Consider the following 22,373-nt stretch of genomic DNA (forward strand, 5'->3'; position numbering starts at 1 on the left):
ATGTCTGTCCTTACGTACTGTCAAAGTGAGTGCGCCCGCAATAGGGCGGGCAAATTATCATCGCCAAACAGGTGCAGTGCGCCTACCGAGATCACATAGTGTCCCTCTGGTAATGCCGTCAGCTGTTGCTGCCAGCGCCGATTGCGCTGCTGCATTAATATTTCCGACATGGCATTGCCGAAGCTGTCGGGCAAATTGTCGATGCGCAGGGTTTTATAATCCAGCCATCCGTTGATCATGGTCTGCAGCAGACGGGCGTTACTGTGCCAATGGGTCAGGGTATCTTCCAGCAGCGGCAGTCCGCCGCGAGGCAGTCGCTCCAGCAGTTCGACCTGCGCCTGTTGGCCTTCAAGTTCGATGATGGGCAAGCCCCGTTCCCGGGCGATGTTAATCAGCTGATAATCGATGCCGTACTGAGGACGTAGGCCCAGGGAGGTCGCCTGTCTGGCCTGCAACATCAACGCGACCTGCCAGGCAGGTAGACGATCGAGGCTGTCATAGCTGAGCGCCAGCGAATGGCAGCATTGCAGCAGTTGATCCAGCGCCTCGGCGTCCAGTCGCTCAGACAGCGGCGGCGCTTCCTCAGCCAAGGAGAAAGGCGAGCTGCTGTCCGAGATATCCGCCTCGACGACCAGCGCTGTCGCCGTGTCCAGTTGCTTGAGCAGCGCGTCCGGCAGCGGCGACATATCCGCCGTCCCCATATGAATACTGCCGACCAGATGATAGCGATGACCGACGAGTTCGATATCGACCGCGGGATAGCCGTAGCTGCGCGGAGAGATCAAGCCGAGGAACGTAGCAATGCGGCGTAATAAGGGCTTCATAGCGTCATCTCCGGAGATCAATACGTTATGCTAAACGCTTCGCGGGCAAAGTTGTATCGGTAATTGCGACGAGGAACGGCATGTGGTGAGAAGCCGACGGTGGACGTAGTCTGAATCGTTCTGAAAGAAATTTCACAACGTGCGGGACGTTGAGGAAATCGCGGGGATCGCGCTGGAGAAGGAGGAAATCACTGTCATTGCCGATAGGCGAGGGTGGACGTTTTCAAGATCGCCGGACGTCTTCTTGTCGAGCGGCTAGCCAGGCAGCAGCCGCTCGACAAGAGGCGCGTAACGTTAATGATTCTGCGGACGAACGCGAAGCGTAATCCCTTCCACAGCAACGATTTCGACCGGGGTTCCCGCGGGCAGGTCGCAGTCAGCCGTGACGCGCCAACTGCTGTCGCCAAGGGTGATACGCCCTAAACCGTTGACGACGGGCTCGCTCAGGTTAGCCTTGCGTCCCACCAGTTGCAGTCCGCGCTGGTTGAGTGTCGAAGCCGGGCTGTGCAGCGTACGCTGGCGCAGCCAATACCACCACAAGCACGCCGTCAGCACGGTGAGCAGGGCAAACGCGACACCTTGCGCCGGTAACCCCAGCGGCAGCAGCCAAACCAATATGCCGACACACAGCGCGGACACACCGCTCCATAGCAGATACCCGCCCGCGCCCAGCATTTCCGCTGCGAGCAGCAGGCCGCCGAGCGTCAGCCAGAACCAGCGCGCATAGGTCATCAGCCAATCAGTCATCGTTAGGCTTTCCGGCCGGACTGGCTTTCTTTAATCAGTTCGCTAATCCCGCCAATCGCGCCCATCAGGTTGCTGGCATCCAGCGGCATCATGATGACTTTGCTGTTGTTGGCTGAACCGATGTTCTGCAATGCGTCGGTATATTTTTGCGCGACGAAGTAGTTGATCGCTTGAATGTTCCCGGCGGCAATAGCTTCGGATACCATCTGGGTCGCACGGGCTTCGGCTTCGGCGGAACGTTCGCGGGCTTCGGCTTCCAGGAACGCAGACTGACGCTGCCCTTCGGATTTCAGGATCTGCGACTGCTTTTCCCCTTCCGCTTTCAGAATGGCGGCCTGACGTACGCCTTCGGCTTCAAGAATATCGGCGCGCTTGTTTCGCTCGGCTTTCATCTGGGCGTTCATCGCTTCAATCAGCTCTGCCGGCGGACGAACGTCGCGGATCTCAATACGGGTGACTTTAATTCCCCAAGGGTTAGTGGCTTCATCCACGATGTGCAGCAGACGAGTATTGATGCTGTCGCGCTGAGATAACATCTCGTCCAGCTCCATCGACCCCAATACGGTACGAATGTTGGTCATGGTGACTATCTAAACGTACAGTATGGGTGAACAAACTATGAAAGACTTTTTGTTACTTTGTCTTATCTCCTACCTGTTTGTAACAGTATCTGTGGTAGCGGGATGTCACTAATAAAAAATGAAGCAATGAATTAACGCCTCACCAGCGGAAAAAACAAACCTTTTCAATTACTTCAGGTAAGGATTTATGAAACTTAAATTAACTCTGGTTGCACTATTAGCAGCCTGTTCAATGTCAGTACAGGCTATGCCTAAGACAGCTGAGAATTCACTATCAGAAGTCTTTGTAAGGGGAGCACTTGATAACGTGTCAGGCAATGGAGACTCCCCTTCAGCCAATTATTTTATGGGTGTGACTAATACGACACTAACTTTCCTGAACTGTGAGTTAGGTGATGCTTCCATAAGTGAAGTGTGGTCACGTGTAGCAAGTAAAGTTGTGCGTAGTAAAGATGACCTGACGTCGATGACTGACTCTGCACCAGTTGCAGCTCGTATCATCCTTGCTTCTTACAAGTGCAAGGGGGTTGTCTTAAAATGAAGCTCAAACTAACTCTGATATCACTTTATTAAGAAAGCTTATCCTTGCAAACGATAACCTTAGACATTTTGTACCTTTTGGCTCCTTCATCGGGAGCCTTTTTTATGCGTATAATTCCACTATGAAAACAGCCTATCCATACATCCGCTACAGCTCTGATAAGCAATCTCATGGTGATTCAGTGAGGCGTCAGCAATCACTCATTACCTCATGGCTGCAAAGCAACCCTGATTATCTCCTGTCACAACACACCTATAAGGATGAAGGTTTGTCCGCCTTTACCGGGAAACATGCAACCGGTGAATTAGGGCAACTGATGCAGGACATCGGCAACGGCTCTATAGCAGCTGGTGACATGGTATTGATTGAATCACTAGACAGATTAAGCCGTGAGGACATATCAACCGCTACAGACCGCCTCAAAGCTATTCTGATTCACCATGTGGACGTAGTGACCTTGTCAGATGGAAAGCATTACACCCATGAATCACTGAACAACCCTATGGACCTCATCATGTCTATTCTGACCGCTCAAAGAGCACATCAGGAGAGTGAAGAGAAATCTAGACGTATGCGTCAGGTTTGGGCTAATAAAAGGGCTGAAGCAGAATCTCAGGGTAAAGTCATATCTAAGTCATGCCCCCGTTGGCTAACGGTGAAGGACGACCGTACAGGCTTTGATATAGTCCCAGAACACGCACAGACAATAAGGCAAGTGTTCAGCCTAAGAATTAAAGGCGAGTCTCTATCATCCATTGCAAAGACTCTGAATGAAGAGGGGAGGCTGACCTTTACAGGTAGGGTAGGGAAATGGAATCAGTCCACTGTACAGCAGCTGGTTAGCAATAAAGCGCTTATAGGCTATAAGGTACAGTCTCGTAAATCCGTTGTGAACCATCCAGATATACCAGACTACTACCCAGTAGTGGTAGACCTCCAGACATTCCAAGCTGTTCAACAGCTGAAATCTGACCAGTTCGGGAAAAAGCAAACAAGCAACATCCCCGCATTAGTGAACCTGTTCAAGTCCATCATCCGCTGTAAGAAATGTGGGAACATCTTTATCCTGAACTCGGTCACAGTTAACCGAGATGGTTACTATGTGTGCTCTATGAGGCGGCAAGGGCGATGTGATGCCAAGCCAATCAAGCGCAAGGATACCGATGACATGCTGGTTAAAGGACTCTTCCATAATCTGGATAGACTGCTGTTATCAAAGCCTGAAGAGAATCCTGTATCAGCACTAGAGGCACAGAAACAGGATTTAACCGAAAGATTAACCAAGCTTGTATCAGCCTTAGAGATTGCACCTGATATCACAGAGATAACAAGCCGTATGAGTGTTATTCAAGGTGAACTACAGAGCATAGAGGCTCAGATAAAGGGGCATAGGCAGAGGGTTCAATCTCATGTGTCTGATACGGTAAAGTGCCTCAACCTACTGAATAAAGCTGACAGGGTAGAATTCCAGCTCATCATGAAACGTCATGTGAAAGCCATCATGGTGGATACTCTGAAAAGGACTGCGGATATCTATTTTCACAGTGGATTACGGCTGTTTAATTACCCGCTAGATAGGCTGGTGGATGGGGAGCACTTCTTAGAAGTCTTGCCAGTGATTGATGCCGATGAGTTTGATTTCAATACTTATCGGGTGATTGGTTAGGTGCTATCACTGCATGTGGACAGATGCTGGACAGTCTCTATAAAATCCCTTATTGCTACTTGCAGGCAGACTCTGTAGAGCCTCTTTTTGTCTCTATAAATACCTTATGGCTAGCCACATTTATTTTCGTATATCAAGAAATTTCTCAATTTATTTGTGTGAATACCGGTATAGTTGCATCTGGTAATCACTTCACCTGTGATTATACAGAAAATAACAGTAACATAGTTTGCATAGTTTTACCTATCAATCCCAGCCCACACATAAGGTTTTACCTATTAACTGTTCTTATAACCAAAAGAGTATAAAAGCAGATTCTTTATAACCTGTTTAACACTTTTCACCTCTAAAACATTTTCAGCTAAAAACTCCTCAATCAAGATTCATTCTCATGTAGGTTCTTCCTATCAATCTATCCATTTAAATAGGCAAAAGCTTTATAATCTAAAGTTAGGTTGAATCACTTTCTTATAACCAACCTGAGTCTTAAAACCACCTCCTTTTGAGACTCTGTAAAAAGTCCCCTGAGACAGTCTTAAAAGGTTGATTCTGGATTTTGAGACAGGTAGAGTTATGAGACTACCTTTTGAGACTAAATAGGACTTCACATGGCAATCATCGGTTACGTTAGGGTATCAACTAATGACCAGACAGTGATTAATCAGAAACAAGTAATCACTGAGAAGAATTATAACGTTGAGAAATGGTTCAGTGACGAGGGTATTTCCGGTTCTGTAGAAGCTGCTAAACGTAAGGGGTTTGGGTCACTACTGGATTACATCCGTGAGGGTGACCAGCTGGTTATCGTCGGTATAGACCGCTTAGGGCGTAACACAATCGACGTTTTAGAGACGGTTAAGGTGCTACAGAGCAAGGGTGTACAGGTCATATCCATCCGTGAAGGGTTCGACTTGAGCACTCCTGTAGGCCAAGCCATGCTCACCATGATGGCTGGTTTAGCACAGTTAGAGAAAGACCTCATAGCAGAGCGTAGAACAGCCGGTATCAAACGTGCTCAATCTGAAGGGGTACACTGTGGCCGTCCTGTCAAGGTGACACCGGGTCAGGTCAAGGCTCTTATCAGTGCTGGTATGAAACCTGCTGAGGTTCAGAAGTCATTGGGAATTAGTAAAGCGACCTATTATCGCCTCAGAATGGACCTGTAAGGGCTTCTTGGAGGCCACCCCATACAATCACCTTGGTTAGGCCTAGAATCGCTTAGAGAGCTGTTTAGAGGCCTTACTATTGACGTTGCATCTTTGCTAAAAGTGTTACAGATATGTTGAGATTTTGCAAAGGGTACGTTACCTTACATTTCCGGGCTACTAAGTAGACATACAATTAGTGTCCAAATCTTCCCAGATATGTTCAGCCACCAGCAAGAATCCTGCCAGAATAGTGACACCTAAATTTTTAAAAAATTTAAAATTAGCCAAATGGTGCGTATAACGCATTCTAAGCCATTTTAACTCAAAGTAAGGTGATTGTACCTTATCCCTGTTTAAACGGCTTAGAGAGCTAGCAGTCCACCTCTATGGCTTCTTTGGAGGGGTACTCTGGCAAACCATCACTAATATGCTGGTAGAATTTGCCTTTCTCGGTATGGAAGGGGAATCTCGTGATGTTCGGAAAAACAATTTTGTCAGCCATTCGTTAAATCTCAACTGTAAAGTTATCCAGTTCACCGGTGACGATGAAGAAGACCCTTTACACTCAATTGAGATTTTCACTTGGCTTGAGGGTGGGTAAAGTCCCACAAGTGGCAAAAGAGCCTGTACCATGCTGCTGTAGTTGGTCACGTTTTGGGGACGTGAACCACATGGTGCAAACTCTTTAGGTGGTTTGTCTGGTCATGATGTTTTAGATGGAGGGACTAACCGTGATTCCCAGTGACGTATTGGGCTAACAATACCTCTTGAGCAGTGACACCCTATGTTTCCAACGTTTCACAACATCAGGAAGAGACAGGACATTTTATAGGTTCTGAATGAGGATTGCAACATGTATTTTAAGGCTCTGTGAGGGCTTCTAAGAGTAAGGCTGTAGGGTAGGGTGGGTCAGGTTGATTAAATCGCTTAGAGACGGTTACAGGAGGGTTAGATGTCTACTTAAGAGACCTGTCTAGACAGTGACTTGAGCTGCCGCTCTGTGGGGTCACTATTTGAGGGGATTATATCACTCAGCAATCTGTACAGAACACTCCAATACAAAAAGCTCCCATAGCGAAGCAAGAGCTTGTACTGTACAGATTCTATTGTTCTTTATTTATTATCTTATTTTATCTGAGTGTTCTTTTAAAAGAACTGTTCAGAGGGTAAAGCAAGCACAGCATAGCTGGGATTTTTTCACCTGTCAACTTAAAAGTTCTCTGTAGCCAAAAGAAGCTCACACATAGCGAAGCTGAGAGCGACCTTTACTGAGTGATTCCACTGTACAGTGTTCTGTTTATCCCTCATGGCCTTTTGGCGTTAGCCATGCTTTTCATGAAGCCCTCTTTACAGAGTCTTTAAAGTAATCTGTTAAGTTAATCTTATTTCTCTAATCTTATAGTGTTCCCTTTTGGCATACCCCCCTATGCCGAAAAGACATACCCCTTGTGCCGAAAAGGTATACCCCCCATAAAATGTTAACACTATGTTAAATATATGTTGACATTACCCACACGGATGGTACAGTTGTATTATAGTTTTATAAAAGTCAAGGAAAAAATTTATGGAACGAGCAAAAGTCCAATTTCAAATCTCGAAAGCTCTGGATATCAAGCTCCGAGAAATGGCAAAACAACAGGGGTTGAGTTATTCAGCCTTACTTAACCGATTACTGAGACAGGGACTCGATAAAGTCATCTGACAGAATCACTCTACCGCTTAAAGCGGACCCTTCTTTCTCAATACAAGGAATACCCCATGAATGGAACAGCCAACTGAAACGTTCTTCAAGTCGTTTTACTGTATTAAGCGACTGACACAGTTTAATAACGTTAAACTCTCACCTACAGCAAAAGACATTTTTCTCTTCATGCTCTCTCTCCATAGTAGTGGATTGGAAATTTTCCCGTCTCACGCTTATTTAGCCGACATGTTAGGCGTCGGACGCAAAGCAATCATCCTCGGTATCTCTCAACTTGAAAAAGCGGGAATGATTGAATCCACTCAGAGAATGGACAGCTCAAAAGTTTATCGTGTCCTACTCACCCCTGACCAAATTATTAAGAATGAACCTCTCCCATCCTATAAGAGCGATGAGGAAGACTCCGATTATAAACTTCCAGCCTATGAAGGAATTGAATGAACAAAATCAACACACACACCGTTATGTACATTCCACCAGCTCTATTATCAAAGTTGAATGAAATTGCAGAGTACTATGGTTTATCCCGCCAGCAGACATTGAACCTCCTGTTAAAGCAAGAAGGAATTAAAAATGAAATTAAGAGATAGGATTCGAATCTCCTACAGCACTCTCATTCTTGTTGATGAGTTAGCAGATGAAAATGACTTAACCCGAATTCAGTTTCTCGCAACCATTTTAAGCAACGCTTTAAAGGAAATTAAAAAATGAAGAACCGATATTACGAGTGTTTCAACTTACCCCGTGGTCCACATCCTGATTTAACAGACTGTGTCCTTGATAATTCCAGTGAACCAGAATTAATGGTCACCATTCTAAAGGCACTGCCTGAAATTAACGTCCTCACACTGATGAAACTTTTTGAAAAAGAGAATCTGAGGATTGAATCCGCTGTCTTGCTCTATGAGATGGTGATTAAAACCCATGACGCTCTCTTGGATTTAATCTGGAGCACAACAGAAAACGTAAATGTGGAGTATTAAAAAAGTGAATGGCTAATAATTTTACTGTGGATGAGTTTATTATCCAGCTTGGCTTTAATGACCAAGTGACCAAACAATTATCCCGTCTCGAAAAGGATGTCTTGAAAATTGCATCCCGATTAGAGACAAACCTCAATAAAGCATTCTCACCCAAAGGCAACCTTAACCATGTGACCAAGGCTGCACAATCGTCAGCCAGACAGGTGAAAAAGGCTTACTCTGATGCAATGGACTTCTCAGGGGCCGGTAAAGCCTCATTAAAAGCTCTGGAGCGTTCAGCGAGAGGGTCTGCTAAACGTATCAAACAGTCCGTCACACAGGCCTATGAACCGTCTAACTCCGGCCCACGCACACCGAAGCGCGGCCAATCAGTCAACCCTGACCGATATCGAAACGTAGCTATGACGCAGCTCTATTCGCCACTGACACGTAAACTGGAAGGGATGGGGGCATCTGGTCAAGCGCGGGCATACAGCTCCGCCAGCAGGTTACAGGGCTTCGAGATGATGCCATTGGTAAAGGTACAGCGGCGTCACTAACCCAGCTTAAAGCCAGTGTCCGGGCTGCTACTGATTCAGCACACAAATGGGCCTCTGCCAACAGTCGAGCCGCCAGCAAGGCCGAAGGGTTAGGGTCTGGCTTAGGACGTCTTACAATCGCTGCTGGGAGCCTGTATGCCGCAATCAACTTGGTTCAGAAGTCTGTGGAAGCCGGGGTCAAGCGACAGTCCGCTGATATCGCTGCATCCGCTGTCTTCAAGGGTAATACAGCAGATGCTAAAGCCACCGCTGCGGCATTCGGTCAGCAGATTGGGATGTCTTACACAGAGACTCTGAAAGGTATGACTGATTTCGGTGCTGGTGCAGCTCCTTCCCTCGGCTATCAAGGTTCGAAAGATTTTTATGAGCAAGCCAACATCTTTGGCCGGTTACGCGGATTAGACAACGAGAAGATGAAGGGCATGATGCTCGCGTTCACACAGATGGCCTCTAAAGGGACACTGTCTGCTGATGAAGTGAAGAACCAGTTGCCTGAACACGTACCGGGTGGTGAGCAGCTGATTGCTGATGCTATCGGTGTCTCTGTACCAGAGCTGAATAAAATCATGTCCACCGGCAAATTGATGTCCAAAGACGTTCTGCCTAAACTATCTGACCATCTAGCAAAACTAAATGAGGAAGCTGGCGGGCTGGCTAAAGTCAGCGGCATGGCCGTCACCGGTATCGGACGAGTTAAAGCAGGGCTTGAGAATAACCTTGTGAAGGGTTTCGATGCTGCTGAGGGTGGTATGGGTAAATTCAACTCGTCACTGGCTAAGTTGCTGGCTGACTCCGTGCCAATCTCTGAAGCATTGGGCCACATCTTCGGTGAGATTGCTTCTGTAGCCGCTAGCGCAGTGGATGATATCGACTACATGGCTCGTATGGCCTCTGTAGCATTCCTGCGTATGTCAGCGTGGTATATGGACCTTGACGACGGTCAGAAGAAGCTTGTCGACGGAGCGCAACGGTTCGGTACAGAGCTGGTAGCTGTAGTCGCAACAGTAGGGACTCTGGCTACTGTAGCAGGTAAATTGAAATGGCTCGCTAACATCGCTGGTGCTGCAAGCACTGCTGGAACAGTTGCTGGTGAGGCTGGAACGGCTGCTGCTGGTGCTGCTGCTAAAGGGGCCGGTAAAGGGCTGCTGGCACGTGCTGGTGGCGCATTCATGGTTGTGGGTGCTGCTGAGTTGGCACAGTGGCTTATGTCTCCTGAGACGCTGTACAACGTGATGGGAGCGAAGGACACAGATACACCGTCTGATAGTCCATTCACCCGTCTTATGGAACCATTAACTGAGTGGTTGCGCAGTAACAATGCCATGAACCCGTCCAACGGTACGATGGGAGCTGATAACCTGACGTACTTCAATACACCGATTCCCAGCTCCTTTAACCCGAGTATGGCAATCCCTGCACCTGATGTTAAAGCAACTCTGAATTTGAATGTGATGTTAGACGGTAACCAGATTGGACATATCACTGATAAGAGCATCAGCCTCCACGGTGAGGACGTCAACGTTGCCACAGAGCATCTAGGTGATTAATTTCATATGGGGCCATGCGCCCCTATTTATTTTATTATTGAGGTTGAATGAAAAAATGCTACACAGTGGTAAATAAGCGTCCTATTCGAATTAAAGAAAGAAGCAATCCTGATTATGTGATTCCAAAAATGATGACCTATGACAGACGGTATCAATTAATTAAAGATATCTGTGAAAATAGGCTATTAACATATTGACAACATATATATACATGCTAAGATGGTTTTATGACGTTTGAAAACGGTTTCCTTTTTAGTTGCTCTTCCTTTTGTCATGCTCCTCGGTTGTTATTCTCTTTCACCAGAGAAGATAAAAAGTCCTGTTACCGCGACGTAACAGGCACCCAAATAAGACCCGGTTGATTTGTTTTTTAAATTTCATCCATTTTTAGCAATTCAGCCGGGCAACCCAATTAAATATACCTCGTTTGAGTTCCATTAAGTTGGCTCGGACGGGGATTTTTTACATCTGAAATAAGGTATAAACAATGTCTGAATTTAATCTGAAGCAAGCCACAGTAATCTCACCTATTGGTGAGTCAATCTCCCACCTGCTGCCGTATGAACAAAAGCAGCGTGTTGAAGAAGTATTTATCCCAAAAATTAAAGCAGCCTCTGAAAAAGTCGAATCAGTCACTTCTGAATATCAGTCAGCAAAAGAAGACTTCGATATTATGGTGGCTCGTAAAGAAGCTGACCTATTAGCACTGCCAAGTGAACGCCACGGTTTCACTATTAAGCAGGTATACCCCACTAACCAGCAGCGTATTATCCGGGAGATGAATGAGCAGGGCTTTATGGTTCATCAAATCATGTCTGGCTTTATTGCATTCACCCCGATTCCTAAGAATGCTAAAGATGATGTGATGAAGCCTATTATGGACGCCATCAAGTCCGAAGCCACCAGCTCAGTTAATTCCCAACTGTCTCGTCGGGAACATAAAGTTAAAGATGCCATCCACCAGCGTAATTTGATTGTGAAAGAAGCCCGTGAAGCATTGGCCTCTATTCAGTCCTTTGAAGATTACCTGAACATTTCTATTACCGATGAGGCTGAATAATGAATCCCCAAGAGAAAGCTTACCAAGAACAGATTAATAAGCTGAAAGCAAGGTTGTCCCTTCAGGCCACCAGCAAGGCCATTGAATCATTCAAACCACAATGTGAAGCATTGGGAATTGATGCCGTCCAGTTTGTCAAAGTGACAGCCTCTCTACCGTCTGGTGCTAAAGCATTCTGTGAAGATGTGATTAGTAAGGCTTCAGCAACCCTTAGCCATGTTAAACAGCAATCAGCAGCCCAGTTACTGGAAGCTCAAGCAAACGTCCTCAAGGCCCGTACAGCAGCACAGTACGCCATTGATGCAGCCACAAAGATGGAGTTATCTGATGACTGAGATTGATTTCACCCCGGACCCAAACCAGTACTACGATTCAAAGGGGCGTGAGGTTGCCTATGCTAACGTCAGCGGCAAGATTCACCCTAAACTGTTCTCGAAGCTGGTCAGACGCTCTGACGATGGCTCAGAGTTTTCACAGCAGACCAAGATTCACCGTTATCTGGAAGGAGTGTTAAGAAATGTGTAATGAACCTGTAACATTTGAGGGTAATATCTGTACCAAGTGTGGGAACCGTACCCGCTACGTTAAATCCCATAACTGTTCTCACTGCACCAAAGAGTATACCCGTCGATACAGCCGTACTCAGAAGGAGAAAATCCTCCCAGCTGAGGCCACAGGGCCATTCACCAGCGAATCCGGTTACAACGGTGCAAACATCCTGCTTAAGCTGTCTGAAACAGCCCTGAACCGGTTAGATGAGATTGGTTATGGACTGATTAAGAAGTACAAAATGGGTGGGCTTACACAGAACCGCGTACGCTTGATTGGCTTGGCATACTTGATTGATGAGGACTAAAAAATGATAACTCTCTCTTCTTTGGTGAAATGTTGTATCTGGCTCTGAGTGTCTCCCTTCTCAATCAACTGGAGAATAGTTCTTGACTCTTATTTACCCGTATTGCATGATTAGACTCGTACATTGGTCATGGTCAGGTTGATAATCGCCAGTTCCAGATTGCTGACTTCATAGGCGGCCTGCGCGGCGTCGATCACCTGAATAAAGCACACGGCATCGATGGTGACGTTGGCGTTGTCTTTGGAGATGATTTCCTGAGACGGGATCTCCAGCACTTGTTCCATCATGTTGATTTTGCGCCCTACGCGGTCCATGAAAGGCACTATCAGGTTGAGGCCGGGCATGAGCGTGCGGGTGTAACGGCCAAAGCGTTCTACCGTCCACTGGTAGCCCTGAGGCACGATTTTAATGCCTGACCAGACGATGATCAGCGCAACGATAATAATGACAAAAATAAAAGTTAGCATTTAGTTCACTCTCCCTGGTGTTTTATCCGCTTAGTGTAACCTAATTTGTGCGGCCAAATGGTGCGATGAACCGGGATTCTCATGGCGTCATCTTTGAGCGTCGCCGTCGCGGCTGACCGGGTTGGTAACCCTCAGCGTCATTAGTGAGATAATACGATGTTATGGGAGGTGTTTTTGTCGTACGCGTGTTACGTCATTACTGCGCGCAAGTTGTTTTCTGTTTTAGGTTGTCGCGTCTACGGGAAAGTGGCGAGTAGGGTAGGCGGCTGATCGATGTGGGAGCGGCTTCGTGCGTCAGCCCGACTTTTGCCGGTCTGATGTTATCAGGAAGCCTACCGAGGACGAGGGGCTGACAGAGAAGGACAGGGTTGGAAAATGCCAGCGGCGTGAACCGGCTGGCTAGATATCCAACTCGACGTCGTTAAGCGGTTTACAGCAGCAGGGGAGAATTTCGCCTGGCAGAAAGAACGCCAACGGCGTCTGCACATAGGCGACCTCACCTTTGAGGAGGCGAGTGCGGCAGGCGCCGCAGTAACCAGAACGGCAGTGGTACTCCACGTTGACCCGCTGCGTTTCTAACGCTTCCAGCAAGGTGGCGTTTTCTTCTTCGCTATACTCAAACTGCGCACCGGACGTGCGCAGGGTGATGGTGGGCCTACTCATGATTACAGCTGGAAGTCGCTCAGGTCGTCGGCATTAATTTCCGAGTCGATTTGTCCGACCAGATAGGAGCTGACTTCGACTTCCTGCGGGGCGACCTGCACGTTGTCCGACACCAGCCAGGCATTAATCCACGGAATTGGGTTGGTGCGGGTTTCAAACGGCAGCGGCAGTCCGACCGCCTGCATGCGGATATTGGTGATGTACTCGATGTACTGGCACAGAATATCTTTGTTGAGGCCGATCATGGAGCCGTCGCGGAACAGGTATTCCGCCCACTCTTTTTCCTGCTGTGCAGCCAGCACGAACAGATCGTAGCTCTGCTGCTGGCACTCTTCCGCCACCTTCGCCATTTCCGGATCGTCATGTCCCGAACGCAATAAATTCAGCATATGCTGCGTTCCGGTCAGGTGCAGCGCTTCATCGCGGGCAATCAGCTTGATGATTTTGGCGTTGCCCTCCATCAGTTCGCGTTCCGCGAAGGCGAAAGAACAGGCGAAGCTGACGTAAAAGCGGATCGCTTCCAACGCGTTGACGCTCATCAGGCACAGGTATAGCTGTTTCTTCAACTGATACAGGTTGATCTCGATGGTTTTACCGTTCACCTGATGTGTTCCTTCACCCAGCAGATGATAGTAATTGGTCATCTCGATCAGATCGTCGTAGTAGCCGGAGATGTCTTTGGCGCGCTTGAGGATCTCTTCGTTGGCGACGATATCGTCGAACACCAGAGACGGGTCGTTGACGATATTTCGAATGATATGCGTGTAAGAGCGGGAGTGGATGGTTTCGGAGAACGCCCAGGTTTCCACCCAGGTCTCCAGCTCAGGAATAGAAATAAGCGGTAGCAGTGCCACGTTCGGGCTTCGACCCTGAATGGAGTCCAGCAGCGTCTGATACTTCAGGTTGCTGATGAAAATATGCTTTTCGTGATCTGGCAGAGCCTGATAATCGATGCGGTCGCGGGAGACGTCGACTTCTTCCGGTCGCCAGAAGAAGGAGAGCTGCTTTTCGATCAGTTTTTCGAAAATCTCGTATTTCTGCTGGTCGTAACGCGCCACGTTAACCGACTGGCCGAAGAACATCGGCTCCAGTAGCTGATTGTTTTTGTTCTGTGAAAAAGTGGTATAGGCCATGGTATCTCCAAAAAAAGGCCGGAGCATTTTCAACGCCGTTTGCGGCGATCTCGGACGGACAGCGCGTCCGTCATAGAAAATCAGAAAACTGCCGTCCGGAAGACGGCAGTTTCTATTGAGTTTACTGATAACCCGGCGATGACGAAACGGTCTTCGACACTTAGGACAATCGTTTCGCGCACGGCATTAGATTTTGCAGGCGCCGCCTTCGCAGCCATCATCCTGTGCGGCAACGTCTAACAGGTCGTCCTGTGAATCCTCTGCGCCGTCACGCGTATTTTGGTAATAAAGCGTTTTGACGCCGAGTTTGTAAGCCGTCAGCAGATCTTTCAGCAGCTGTTTCATCGGCACCTTGCCAGATGCGAAGCGCGACGGATCGTAATTGGTGTTGGAGGAAATCGCCTGGTCGACGAATTTCTGCATCAGCCCCACCAGTTGCAGATAACCGTCGTTGTTCGGCATTTCCCACAGCAGTTCGTACTGACCCTTCAGGCGCTCATATTCCGGCACGACCTGACGAAGGATCCCATCTTTCGATGCTTTCACGCTGATGTGGCCGCGCGGCGGCTCAATGCCGTTGGTGGCGTTGGAAATCTGCGACGACGTTTCGGACGGCATCAGCGCGGACAGCGTGGAGTTGCGCAGGCCGTGGGTCTTGATGTCCTGGCGCAGCGTTTCCCAGTCGAAGTGCAGCGGTTCGTTGCTGATGTTGTCCAGATCGCGCTTATAGGTGTCGATCGGCAGTACGCCCTGAGAGTAGGTGGTTTCGTTGAACCACGGGCAGGCGCCTTGCTCGCGCGCCAGCACATTGGAGGCTTTCAGCAGGTAGTACTGAATGGCTTCAAAGGTGCGGTGCGTCAGGTTGTTGGCGCTGCCGTCGGAGTAACGGACGCCGTTTTTCGCCAGATAGTAGGCGAAGTTGATCACACCGATACCCAGCGTACGGCGGCCCATCGCGCCACGTTCGGCGGCGGGGATGGGGTAATCCTGATAGTCCAGCAGCGCATCCAGCGCGCGCACGGCCAGCGTCGCTAGCTCTTCCAGATCGTCGAGGCTATCAATCGCGCCAAGGTTAAAGGCGGACAGCGTACACAGCGCGATTTCGCCGTTTTCGTCATTTACGTCGTTCAGCGGTTTGGTCGGCAGCGCGATTTCCAGACACAGGTTGGACTGACGCACTGGCGCGATCTGCGGGTCGAACGGGCTGTGGGTGTTGCAGTGATCGACGTTCTGAATATAGATACGGCCGGTCGATGCGCGCTCTTGCATCATCAGTGAGAACAGTTCGACCGCTTTGATGCGCTGCTTGCGAATGCTGTCGTCCTGCTCGTATTTAACGTACAGGCGTTCGAACTCTTCCTGATTGACGAAGAAGGCGTCGTACAGACCGGGAACGTCCGACGGGCTGAACAGGGTGATATCTTCGCCCTTGAGCAGACGCTGGTACATCAGCTTGTTGAGCTGTACGCCGTAGTCGAGATGGCGAACGCGGTTGCCTTCGACGCCGCGGTTGTTTTTGAGGACCAACAGGCTTTCGACTTCCAAATGCCAGAGCGGGTAGAACAGCGTCGCCGCGCCGCCGCGTACGCCGCCCTGAGAGCAGGACTTCACCGCCGTCTGGAAGTGTTTGTAGAACGGTACGCAGCCGGTATGGAAGCTTCGCCGCCGCGGATCGGGCTGCCCAGCGCTCGGATACGCCCGGCGTTGATGCCGATGCCGGCGCGCTGAGATACGTATTTCACGATAGCGCTGGAGGTCGCATTGATAGAGTCGAGGCTGTCGCCGCACTCGATCAGGACGCAAGAGCTGAACTGCCGGGTCGGGGTACGAACGCCGGACATGATCGGGGTCGGCAGAGAAATCTTGAAGGACGACACCGCGTCATAGAAGCGTCTCACGTAATCCAGTCGCGTTTCGCGTGGGTAACCGGAGAACAGGCACGCCGCGACCAGCATGTACAGGAACTGGGCGCTTTCGTAGATCTCGCCGGTCACGCGGTTCTGGACCAGATATTTGCCTTCCAACTGTTTCACGGCGGCATAAGAGAAGTTCATATCGCGCCAGTGATCGATAAAGTCGTTCATCTGGGCGAATTCTTCCGGCGTGTAGTCTTCCAGCAGGTGGCGATCGTATTTACCCATGTCGACCATTTTGACGACGTGATCGTACAGCTTGGGCGGCTCGAACTGGCCATACGCTTTTTTACGCAGATGGAAGATAGCCAGACGGGCGGCCAGATATTGGTAATCCGGGCTTTCTTTGGAAATCAGGTCTGCTGCGGCCTTGATGATGGTCTCATGAATGTCGGCGGTTTTGATGCCGTCATAAAACTGGATATGGGAGCGCAGCTCAACTTGAGAAACCGAGACGTTGTGCAATCCTTCGGCTGCCCATGTGATAACCCGGTGAATTTTATCCAGATTGATGCGTTCTTTACTGCCATCGCGTTTGGTAACGAGCAGACTCTGGTTCATGTGGCGGAATACCTGTTTGAGTTCTAGGCACCCCCGTACGCCTGCATTTTTGCATGCGAAAAATAGTGTTTGATACATAAGATAAACACTATATATAGGGGGGTGGGTTGGTTTTGATAACAAGATAGTGAGAATTACGTGTTAATGCAAGTGAACGGATTGCTCGCTTTTTCACCCGAGCAATGCAATGAAATGGAGTGGAACCAGCCGATCCCAGACGTGATGCGGCTTTGTTTTATGTCAACCTTTTGCGCTAAAAAATAAAAAAATTGATCGACCGCTGGATTCTTAATCCGAACGTAAAAAACGACTTCTTGATCTGGTCATGTGTTTGGTTGTTTGACCAGCAGATGGGGTGGTCACAAAAAAAGCGCCGTTTCCCTTCAGACTCCGACTTGGTGGTTCGACCTTTTGGGGCCTTAATGCACGTCTATTGCTTTGTGTTTTGATACGAGGAGAGGAGCGATGTTGAGTCGGAGACGGCCAGGCGTGGAGAGCGATAGACGTCTGTGTGCGAGCTAAAACCGCTTTTAAAAAGAAATGAAATCGCGCTCGACGATAACGTCGGGGGGATCAATGCGGGGGCATAGCATGGCGTGCGCCGTGTTTTTATTAATGAAATGTATTAGTTATGTTTATTAATTACCGAGCAGATAAAAAAGAGGCTCATATTTAAAATGTTATCTTCTCGGTTTTTAAATAGAGATAAATAAAATGGTTGCTTGGTTATTTTTTATATTTTTATTGATTGCAAAAAAAACGCACTAAGTAATAATGTTATATTATAACTATCTCTGTAAAAATAAATATTCTCTATTCGCTTTTATCATATTGAGTTACATTTATTATATTATGTTTATTTTTTAATATTTTCTTATTGGGTTAATGTTTAAATGGTTTTATTAAATCCATGAATAAGGAAAATTCAATATGCAATATAGAAAAGTCTCTATTTTACTTAGTTCTATTACCGGTTTGGTTATATCCATTGCCTCCCTGAATGCCTATTCCAGCACCGAAGGTGTTTATCCTGGTACTGTGAGCAACGATAGCCATGTCGCAACGTCTGGCCATCAGCTCAGTGGGTGTTGGCGTCTAGTTCGGCAAGTAGTCGCAGTAGCAGCCCTTCGCAGGGCAGCTCGAGCGGAAAATCATCCGGACGTAGTAACAAGGGAAGTAATGACAATAGAAATGGTCGATTCTAAATGAGTCTGCGCATCTTCCGGGGTAAATAATCAATTCCCCGGCGCCACGTATAACGCTAAATAATCTCTGCGATAAAAATAGATGGTCGTGACCATGCTATTGTGGCTACGCTTTTTTACGCATCGATTATTTTGTGTGGTTACCACAAGGTTATCCATTGTTATTGCTGTGGTGATATTTAGGGGCGGAGTTTCCCGCCCCTATGATTGAGGTCATCGAAGCGATAAAAGACACAAATAAAAAATAAATAGCTTTTTAGGAATAATCTGGAAGAAATAATAGAAATATCGAAAATACTTCTACTGCTTTTACATATTAAAAATATTGAACATTGAAGGCGGCATCTTATTCATCTGCCGTGGACAGACATCAGGCTAGCGTTGGTTTTGCCTTGTCCCCGACCGAATGACGGCGTCACCATCATTGAAAGAGGAGGAGTGGCAATGTCAGCGGCAAGCAGGAAAGCAATAGTCAGACAGGAACAGGGAGGACGATGTGGTTTCCCCGCTTGTTATGCCGTCCTCCCGAATCGATGATGAGAGCGTATTCGATGCGGAAGGAACGAGGAGAACTTAAACGACTGGCATGGCTTGTCAGTTTATTCGGCGTTTTCACGCTGTGTATGCAGCATATAGTTAACGTCTACATTCCCACCCAGACTGAATGTGTCGAACAGCGGATTATAGTGCAACCCGGTGATGTGCTTTTCCCGCAGTGGCGTCGTATCAAGCATCCCAGGAGTTCGGCAGGGCGTATAAACTTTTTGATATCATGCGTTCCACGCGGCACCATTTTCGCGACATATTCGGCGCCGACTATCATCATCAGCCACGCTTTGGCGTTGCGGTTGATCGTGGAGAAAAATACCTGACCGCCGGGCTTGACCAAACGGGCGCAGGCCTCGATGACGGAACGCGGGTCAGGCACATGCTCAAGCATCTCCATGCAGGTCACCACGTCATATTCGCCAGCGTGAGCCTCGGCATGAGCTTCTACGGTTTCCTGCACGTAATGTACGTTGATTCCACTTTCCAGAGCATGAAGGCGCGCAACCTGCAACGGTTCGCCCCCCATATCCAGCCCCGTCACCTGAGCGCCTTCGCGCGCCATGCTTTCGGACAAAATACCGCCCCCGCAGCCTACGTCCAGGACCTTCTTGCCAAACAGGCCTTCGGCATGGCGGGAGATATATCCCAAACGCAGCGGATTAATGCGGTGTAGGGGTTTGAATTCGCCTTCCAGATCCCACCAGCGGGAGGCGACGGCTTCAAACTTGGCGATTTCGTCGTGGTCGACGTTTTGGGTATGGGAATCAGCCTTCATGTGCATGTCTTACCTTATCGTCATTTTTCGCTGTTAGTGAGTATATCCGGCCTGCCGCGGTTGTTGTAGTCGAGCCGATGCGTATGGACGGGAAGGCATCGGCGCAAGCCGTAAAAATCAGTCTCCTGGCCCGGCGGTAAAAACCCGGCGCGGGGTGCGGAGTTTCCCCCGAAACCCCGCTTTGTGATATACTTTTTCACCTTTTGAACTCGGGTAGATGCATTAATAGAGGGATAGCGGCTCCATGAGCGACCTTGCCAGAGAAATTACACCGGTTAACATCGAAGAGGAGCTGAAAAGCTCGTATCTGGACTATGCCATGTCTGTTATTGTCGGACGTGCGTTGCCAGATGTTCGCGATGGCCTGAAGCCGGTACACCGTCGCGTACTGTTCGCGATGAACGTACTCGGGAATGACTGGAACAAACCTTATAAAAAATCGGCCCGTGTGGTCGGGGACGTCATCGGTAAATACCACCCCCACGGTGACAGTGCGGTTTACGACACCATCGTGCGTATGGCTCAGCCATTCTCGCTGCGTTACATGCTGGTGGATGGACAGGGTAACTTTGGCTCGATCGACGGAGATTCCGCTGCCGCCATGCGTTACACCGAAGTTCGCATGTCGAAAATCGCCCATGAATTGCTGTCCGATCTGGACAAAGAAACGGTCGATTTCGTGCCGAACTACGACGGCACGGAACAGATTCCAGACGTCATGCCGACGCGCATTCCCAACCTGCTGGTCAACGGATCTTCCGGTATCGCAGTGGGGATGGCGACCAACATTCCACCTCACAACCTGTCTGAAGTGATTGACGGCTGTCTGGCCTACATCAACGATGAAAACATCAGCCTTGAAGGCTTGATGGAGCACATCAAGGGACCCGATTTCCCTACCGCCGCCATCATCAATGGTAAGCGCGGCATCGAAGAAGCGTATCGCACAGGCCGCGGCAAGGTGTATATCCGCGCTCGCGCCGAAGTCGAAGCGGATGCGAAAACCGGCCGTGAAACCATCATCGTGCATGAAATTCCTTATCAGGTGAACAAAGCTCGCCTGATTGAGAAAATGGCCGAGTTGGTGAAAGACAAGCGCATCGAAGGCATCAGCGCGCTGCGCGATGAGTCCGATAAGGACGGGATGCGTATCGTCATCGAGATCAAACGCGATGCGGTGGGTGAAGTAGTTCTGAACCACCTCTACTCCCAGACGCAGATGCAGGTCTCCTTCGGTATCAACATGGTGGCGCTGCATCAGGGCCAACCGCGTTTAATGACGCTGAAAGAGATCCTGTCCGCATTTGTTCGTCACCGCCGTGAAGTGGTGACGCGCCGCACGATTTATGAGCTGCGCAAAGCGCGAGAACGCGCCCATATTTTGGAAGGTCTGGCCATTGCGCTGGCGAACATCGACCCCATCATCGAGATGATCCGTCAGGCGCCAACGCCTGCCGAAGCGAAAGCCGCGCTGGTGTCACATGCCTGGAAACTGGGTTCTGTCGCCGCCATGCTGGAACGTGCTGGCGACGATGCCGCGCGTCCTGAGTGGCTGGAGCCGGAATTCGGTATTCGCGACGGTCACTATTACCTGACCGAGCAGCAGGCTCAGGCCATTCTGGATCTGCGTCTGCAGAAACTGACCGGTCTGGAACATGAAAAGCTGCTGGACGAATACAAGGCGTTGCTGGAGCAAATCGCCGAACTGCTGTTCATTCTGAACAGCCCGGATCGTCTGATGGAAGTGATTCGCGAAGAGCTCGAAGCGATCAAGGAACAGTACAACGATCCACGTCGCACCGAGATCACCGCGAACAGCGCCGACATCAACATCGAAGACCTGATCAACCAGGAAGATGTGGTGGTGACGCTGTCCCATCAGGGCTACGTGAAGTACCAGCCGTTGACCGACTATGAGGCGCAGCGTCGTGGCGGACGCGGCAAGTCTGCCGCCCGCATCAAGGAAGAGGACTTCATCGATCGTCTGCTGGTGGCGAATACCCACGATACGATCCTGTGCTTCTCCAGCCGCGGTCGTCTGTACTGGATGAAAGTCTATCAGCTACCGGAAGCCAGTCGTGGAGCCCGTGGACGTCCTATCGTCAACCTGCTGCCGCTGGAGCCTAACGAACGTATCACCGCCATTCTGCCGGTACGTGAATACGAAGAAGGGCTGAACATCTTTATGGCGACGGCCAGCGGTACGGTGAAGAAAACCGCGCTGACCGAGTTCAGCCGCCCACGCAGCGCTGGCATCATCGCCGTCAACCTGAACGACGGCGACGAACTGATTGGCGTCGATCTGACGGATGGCAGTAACGAAGTCATGTTGTTCTCCGCTTCAGGCAAAGTCGTGCGCTTCTCCGAGCAGGCGGTACGTGCGATGGGTCGTACTGCGACCGGTGTGCGCGGTATCAACCTGCAGGACGATGACCGCGTGGTTTCGTTGATTGTGCCTCGCGGCGACGGCGATATCCTGACCGTCACGCAGAACGGCTTCGGTAAGCGTACTGCGGTGGGTGAATATCCGGTGAAATCTCGCGCCACCAAAGGGGTGATCTCCATCAAGGTGAGTGAGCGTAACGGACAGGTCGTCGGCGCGGTGCAGGTCGATACGGCCGATCAGATCATGATGATTACCGATGCCGGAACGTTGGTGCGTACCCGCGTATCCGAGGTCAGCATCGTCGGTCGTAACACCCAGGCGTCACGCTGATTCGTACTGCCGAAGACGAAAATGTCGTCGGCTTGCAGCGCGTAGCCGAACCGGTGGAAGATGAAGAGCTGGACGGCGTCGTTGGCGTCGACGGTGAGAGCATTGAAGAGGAAGGCGATGAGCACGAATCTGACAATGACGACGATGAAGCCGTAGACGACGAGTAATCCGAGGCGGTTGCTCCGGATGCGATAACT

15 protein-coding genes and 5 pseudogenes are annotated in these 22,373 nt (G+C 49.4%); 12 read left to right on the plus strand and 8 right to left on the minus strand.

The window, feature by feature from the left end; all coding sequences use genetic code 11:
* Positions 1-20: 20 nt before the first annotated feature.
* The 3 genes and pseudogenes from AU509_RS03005 to AU509_RS03015 all read right to left on the minus strand — a co-directional run.
* Positions 21-824 (minus strand): TraB/GumN family protein, encoded by an 804-nt coding sequence (locus AU509_RS03005; protein ID WP_094117622.1) that lies wholly within the window; start codon positions 822-824, stop codon positions 21-23.
* 294 nt (positions 825-1,118) lie between these two features.
* On the minus strand, positions 1,119-1,571 hold the full coding sequence (locus AU509_RS03010) for an NfeD family protein (RefSeq protein WP_085652970.1): 453 nt from the start codon (positions 1,569-1,571) through the stop codon (positions 1,119-1,121).
* A gap of 2 nt (positions 1,572-1,573) precedes the next feature.
* Positions 1,574-2,158: pseudogene (locus AU509_RS03015) on the minus strand (SPFH domain-containing protein); the annotation flags it as partial.
* A 181-nt stretch (positions 2,159-2,339) separates the two neighbouring features.
* Here AU509_RS03015 and AU509_RS17905 point away from each other — a divergent pair.
* The 11 genes from AU509_RS17905 (at position 2,340) to AU509_RS03060 (ending at position 11,863) form a co-directional block, all read left to right on the plus strand.
* The gene (locus AU509_RS17905; protein WP_139824009.1) at positions 2,340-2,693 is read left to right on the plus strand and encodes a hypothetical protein; all 354 of its coding nucleotides are present in this window, start codon (positions 2,340-2,342) and stop codon (positions 2,691-2,693) included.
* A 121-nt stretch (positions 2,694-2,814) separates the two neighbouring features.
* The gene (locus AU509_RS03020; RefSeq protein WP_094117623.1) at positions 2,815-4,359 is read left to right on the plus strand and encodes a recombinase family protein; all 1,545 of its coding nucleotides are present in this window, start codon (positions 2,815-2,817) and stop codon (positions 4,357-4,359) included.
* Between the two features lie 608 nt (positions 4,360-4,967).
* The gene (locus AU509_RS03025; RefSeq protein ID WP_094117624.1) at positions 4,968-5,525 is read left to right on the plus strand and encodes a recombinase family protein; all 558 of its coding nucleotides are present in this window, start codon (positions 4,968-4,970) and stop codon (positions 5,523-5,525) included.
* A gap of 1,744 nt (positions 5,526-7,269) precedes the next feature.
* Positions 7,270-7,650 (plus strand): helix-turn-helix domain-containing protein, encoded by a 381-nt coding sequence (locus AU509_RS03030; RefSeq protein ID WP_094117625.1) that lies wholly within the window; start codon positions 7,270-7,272, stop codon positions 7,648-7,650.
* 132 nt (positions 7,651-7,782) lie between these two features.
* Positions 7,783-7,920 (plus strand): hypothetical protein, encoded by a 138-nt coding sequence (locus AU509_RS18090; RefSeq protein ID WP_162896343.1) that lies wholly within the window; start codon positions 7,783-7,785, stop codon positions 7,918-7,920.
* Positions 7,917-8,192 (plus strand): hypothetical protein, encoded by a 276-nt coding sequence (locus tag AU509_RS03035; RefSeq protein WP_094117626.1) that lies wholly within the window; start codon positions 7,917-7,919, stop codon positions 8,190-8,192. Before AU509_RS18090 ends, AU509_RS03035 begins: the two co-directional genes overlap by 4 nt.
* Before the next feature lie 8 nt (positions 8,193-8,200).
* A complete protein-coding gene (locus AU509_RS03040; protein WP_094117627.1) occupies positions 8,201-8,731 on the plus strand; it encodes a hypothetical protein in 531 nt (176 codons plus the stop codon).
* Positions 8,732-8,880: 149 nt separating this feature from the next.
* Complete coding sequence (locus tag AU509_RS03045; RefSeq protein WP_094117628.1) at positions 8,881-10,278, plus strand: tape measure protein; 1,398 nt, start codon at positions 8,881-8,883, stop codon at positions 10,276-10,278.
* A 487-nt stretch (positions 10,279-10,765) separates the two neighbouring features.
* Complete coding sequence (locus tag AU509_RS03050) at positions 10,766-11,338, plus strand: hypothetical protein (protein ID WP_094117629.1); 573 nt, start codon at positions 10,766-10,768, stop codon at positions 11,336-11,338.
* Positions 11,338-11,673 (plus strand): hypothetical protein, encoded by a 336-nt coding sequence (locus AU509_RS03055; RefSeq protein WP_094117630.1) that lies wholly within the window; start codon positions 11,338-11,340, stop codon positions 11,671-11,673. The genes AU509_RS03050 and AU509_RS03055 overlap by 1 nt, the downstream gene beginning before the upstream one ends.
* Positions 11,666-11,863 (plus strand): hypothetical protein, encoded by a 198-nt coding sequence (locus tag AU509_RS03060; RefSeq protein ID WP_244200937.1) that lies wholly within the window; start codon positions 11,666-11,668, stop codon positions 11,861-11,863. Before AU509_RS03055 ends, AU509_RS03060 begins: the two co-directional genes overlap by 8 nt.
* A gap of 447 nt (positions 11,864-12,310) precedes the next feature.
* Here the strand turns inward: AU509_RS03060 and AU509_RS03070 are convergent.
* From AU509_RS03070 to ubiG, 5 genes and pseudogenes are all read right to left on the minus strand, one after another.
* Positions 12,311-12,661: pseudogene (locus AU509_RS03070) on the minus strand (SPFH domain-containing protein); the annotation flags it as partial.
* Positions 12,662-13,060: 399 nt separating this feature from the next.
* A complete protein-coding gene (gene yfaE, locus AU509_RS03075; RefSeq protein ID WP_085653509.1) occupies positions 13,061-13,324 on the minus strand; it encodes a class I ribonucleotide reductase maintenance protein YfaE in 264 nt (87 codons plus the stop codon).
* Between the two features lie 2 nt (positions 13,325-13,326).
* Complete coding sequence (gene nrdB / locus AU509_RS03080) at positions 13,327-14,457, minus strand: class Ia ribonucleoside-diphosphate reductase subunit beta (RefSeq protein ID WP_085653511.1); 1,131 nt, start codon at positions 14,455-14,457, stop codon at positions 13,327-13,329.
* A gap of 186 nt (positions 14,458-14,643) precedes the next feature.
* Positions 14,644-16,931: pseudogene (gene nrdA / locus AU509_RS03085) on the minus strand (class 1a ribonucleoside-diphosphate reductase subunit alpha).
* Positions 16,932-18,735: 1,804 nt separating this feature from the next.
* Positions 18,736-19,460 (minus strand): annotated as a pseudogene (ubiG, locus tag AU509_RS03090) (bifunctional 2-polyprenyl-6-hydroxyphenol methylase/3-demethylubiquinol 3-O-methyltransferase UbiG).
* Between the two features lie 244 nt (positions 19,461-19,704).
* Between ubiG and gyrA the strand changes: the two are divergent.
* Positions 19,705-22,343: pseudogene (gene gyrA, locus AU509_RS03095) on the plus strand (DNA topoisomerase (ATP-hydrolyzing) subunit A).
* Positions 22,344-22,373: the final 30 nt, after the last annotated feature.

This window comes from Lonsdalea britannica, from assembly GCF_002111595.1.
Classification (GTDB): Bacteria; Pseudomonadota; Gammaproteobacteria; order Enterobacterales; family Enterobacteriaceae; genus Lonsdalea; species Lonsdalea britannica.

Excerpts from the sequence above, each read along its gene's own strand:
- AU509_RS17905 (WP_139824009.1), top strand. The coding sequence starts at position 2,340 with ATGAAACTTAAATTAACTCTGGTTGCACTATTAGCAGCCTGTTCAATG.
- nrdB (WP_085653511.1), bottom strand. The coding sequence starts at position 14,457 with ATGGCCTATACCACTTTTTCACAGAACAAAAACAATCAGCTACTGGAG.
- AU509_RS03050 (WP_094117629.1), top strand. The coding sequence starts at position 10,766 with ATGTCTGAATTTAATCTGAAGCAAGCCACAGTAATCTCACCTATTGGT.
- AU509_RS03035 (WP_094117626.1), top strand. The coding sequence starts at position 7,917 with ATGAAGAACCGATATTACGAGTGTTTCAACTTACCCCGTGGTCCACAT.
- AU509_RS03040 (WP_094117627.1), top strand. The coding sequence starts at position 8,201 with ATGGCTAATAATTTTACTGTGGATGAGTTTATTATCCAGCTTGGCTTT.
- AU509_RS03020 (WP_094117623.1), top strand. The coding sequence starts at position 2,815 with ATGAAAACAGCCTATCCATACATCCGCTACAGCTCTGATAAGCAATCT.
- AU509_RS03030 (WP_094117625.1), top strand. The coding sequence starts at position 7,270 with ATGGAACAGCCAACTGAAACGTTCTTCAAGTCGTTTTACTGTATTAAG.
- AU509_RS03005 (WP_094117622.1), bottom strand. The coding sequence starts at position 824 with ATGAAGCCCTTATTACGCCGCATTGCTACGTTCCTCGGCTTGATCTCT.
- yfaE (WP_085653509.1), bottom strand. The coding sequence starts at position 13,324 with ATGAGTAGGCCCACCATCACCCTGCGCACGTCCGGTGCGCAGTTTGAG.
- AU509_RS18090 (WP_162896343.1), top strand. The coding sequence starts at position 7,783 with ATGAAATTAAGAGATAGGATTCGAATCTCCTACAGCACTCTCATTCTT.
- AU509_RS03025 (WP_094117624.1), top strand. The coding sequence starts at position 4,968 with ATGGCAATCATCGGTTACGTTAGGGTATCAACTAATGACCAGACAGTG.
- AU509_RS03060 (WP_244200937.1), top strand. The coding sequence starts at position 11,666 with ATGACTGAGATTGATTTCACCCCGGACCCAAACCAGTACTACGATTCA.
- AU509_RS03010 (WP_085652970.1), bottom strand. The coding sequence starts at position 1,571 with ATGACTGATTGGCTGATGACCTATGCGCGCTGGTTCTGGCTGACGCTC.
- AU509_RS03055 (WP_094117630.1), top strand. The coding sequence starts at position 11,338 with ATGAATCCCCAAGAGAAAGCTTACCAAGAACAGATTAATAAGCTGAAA.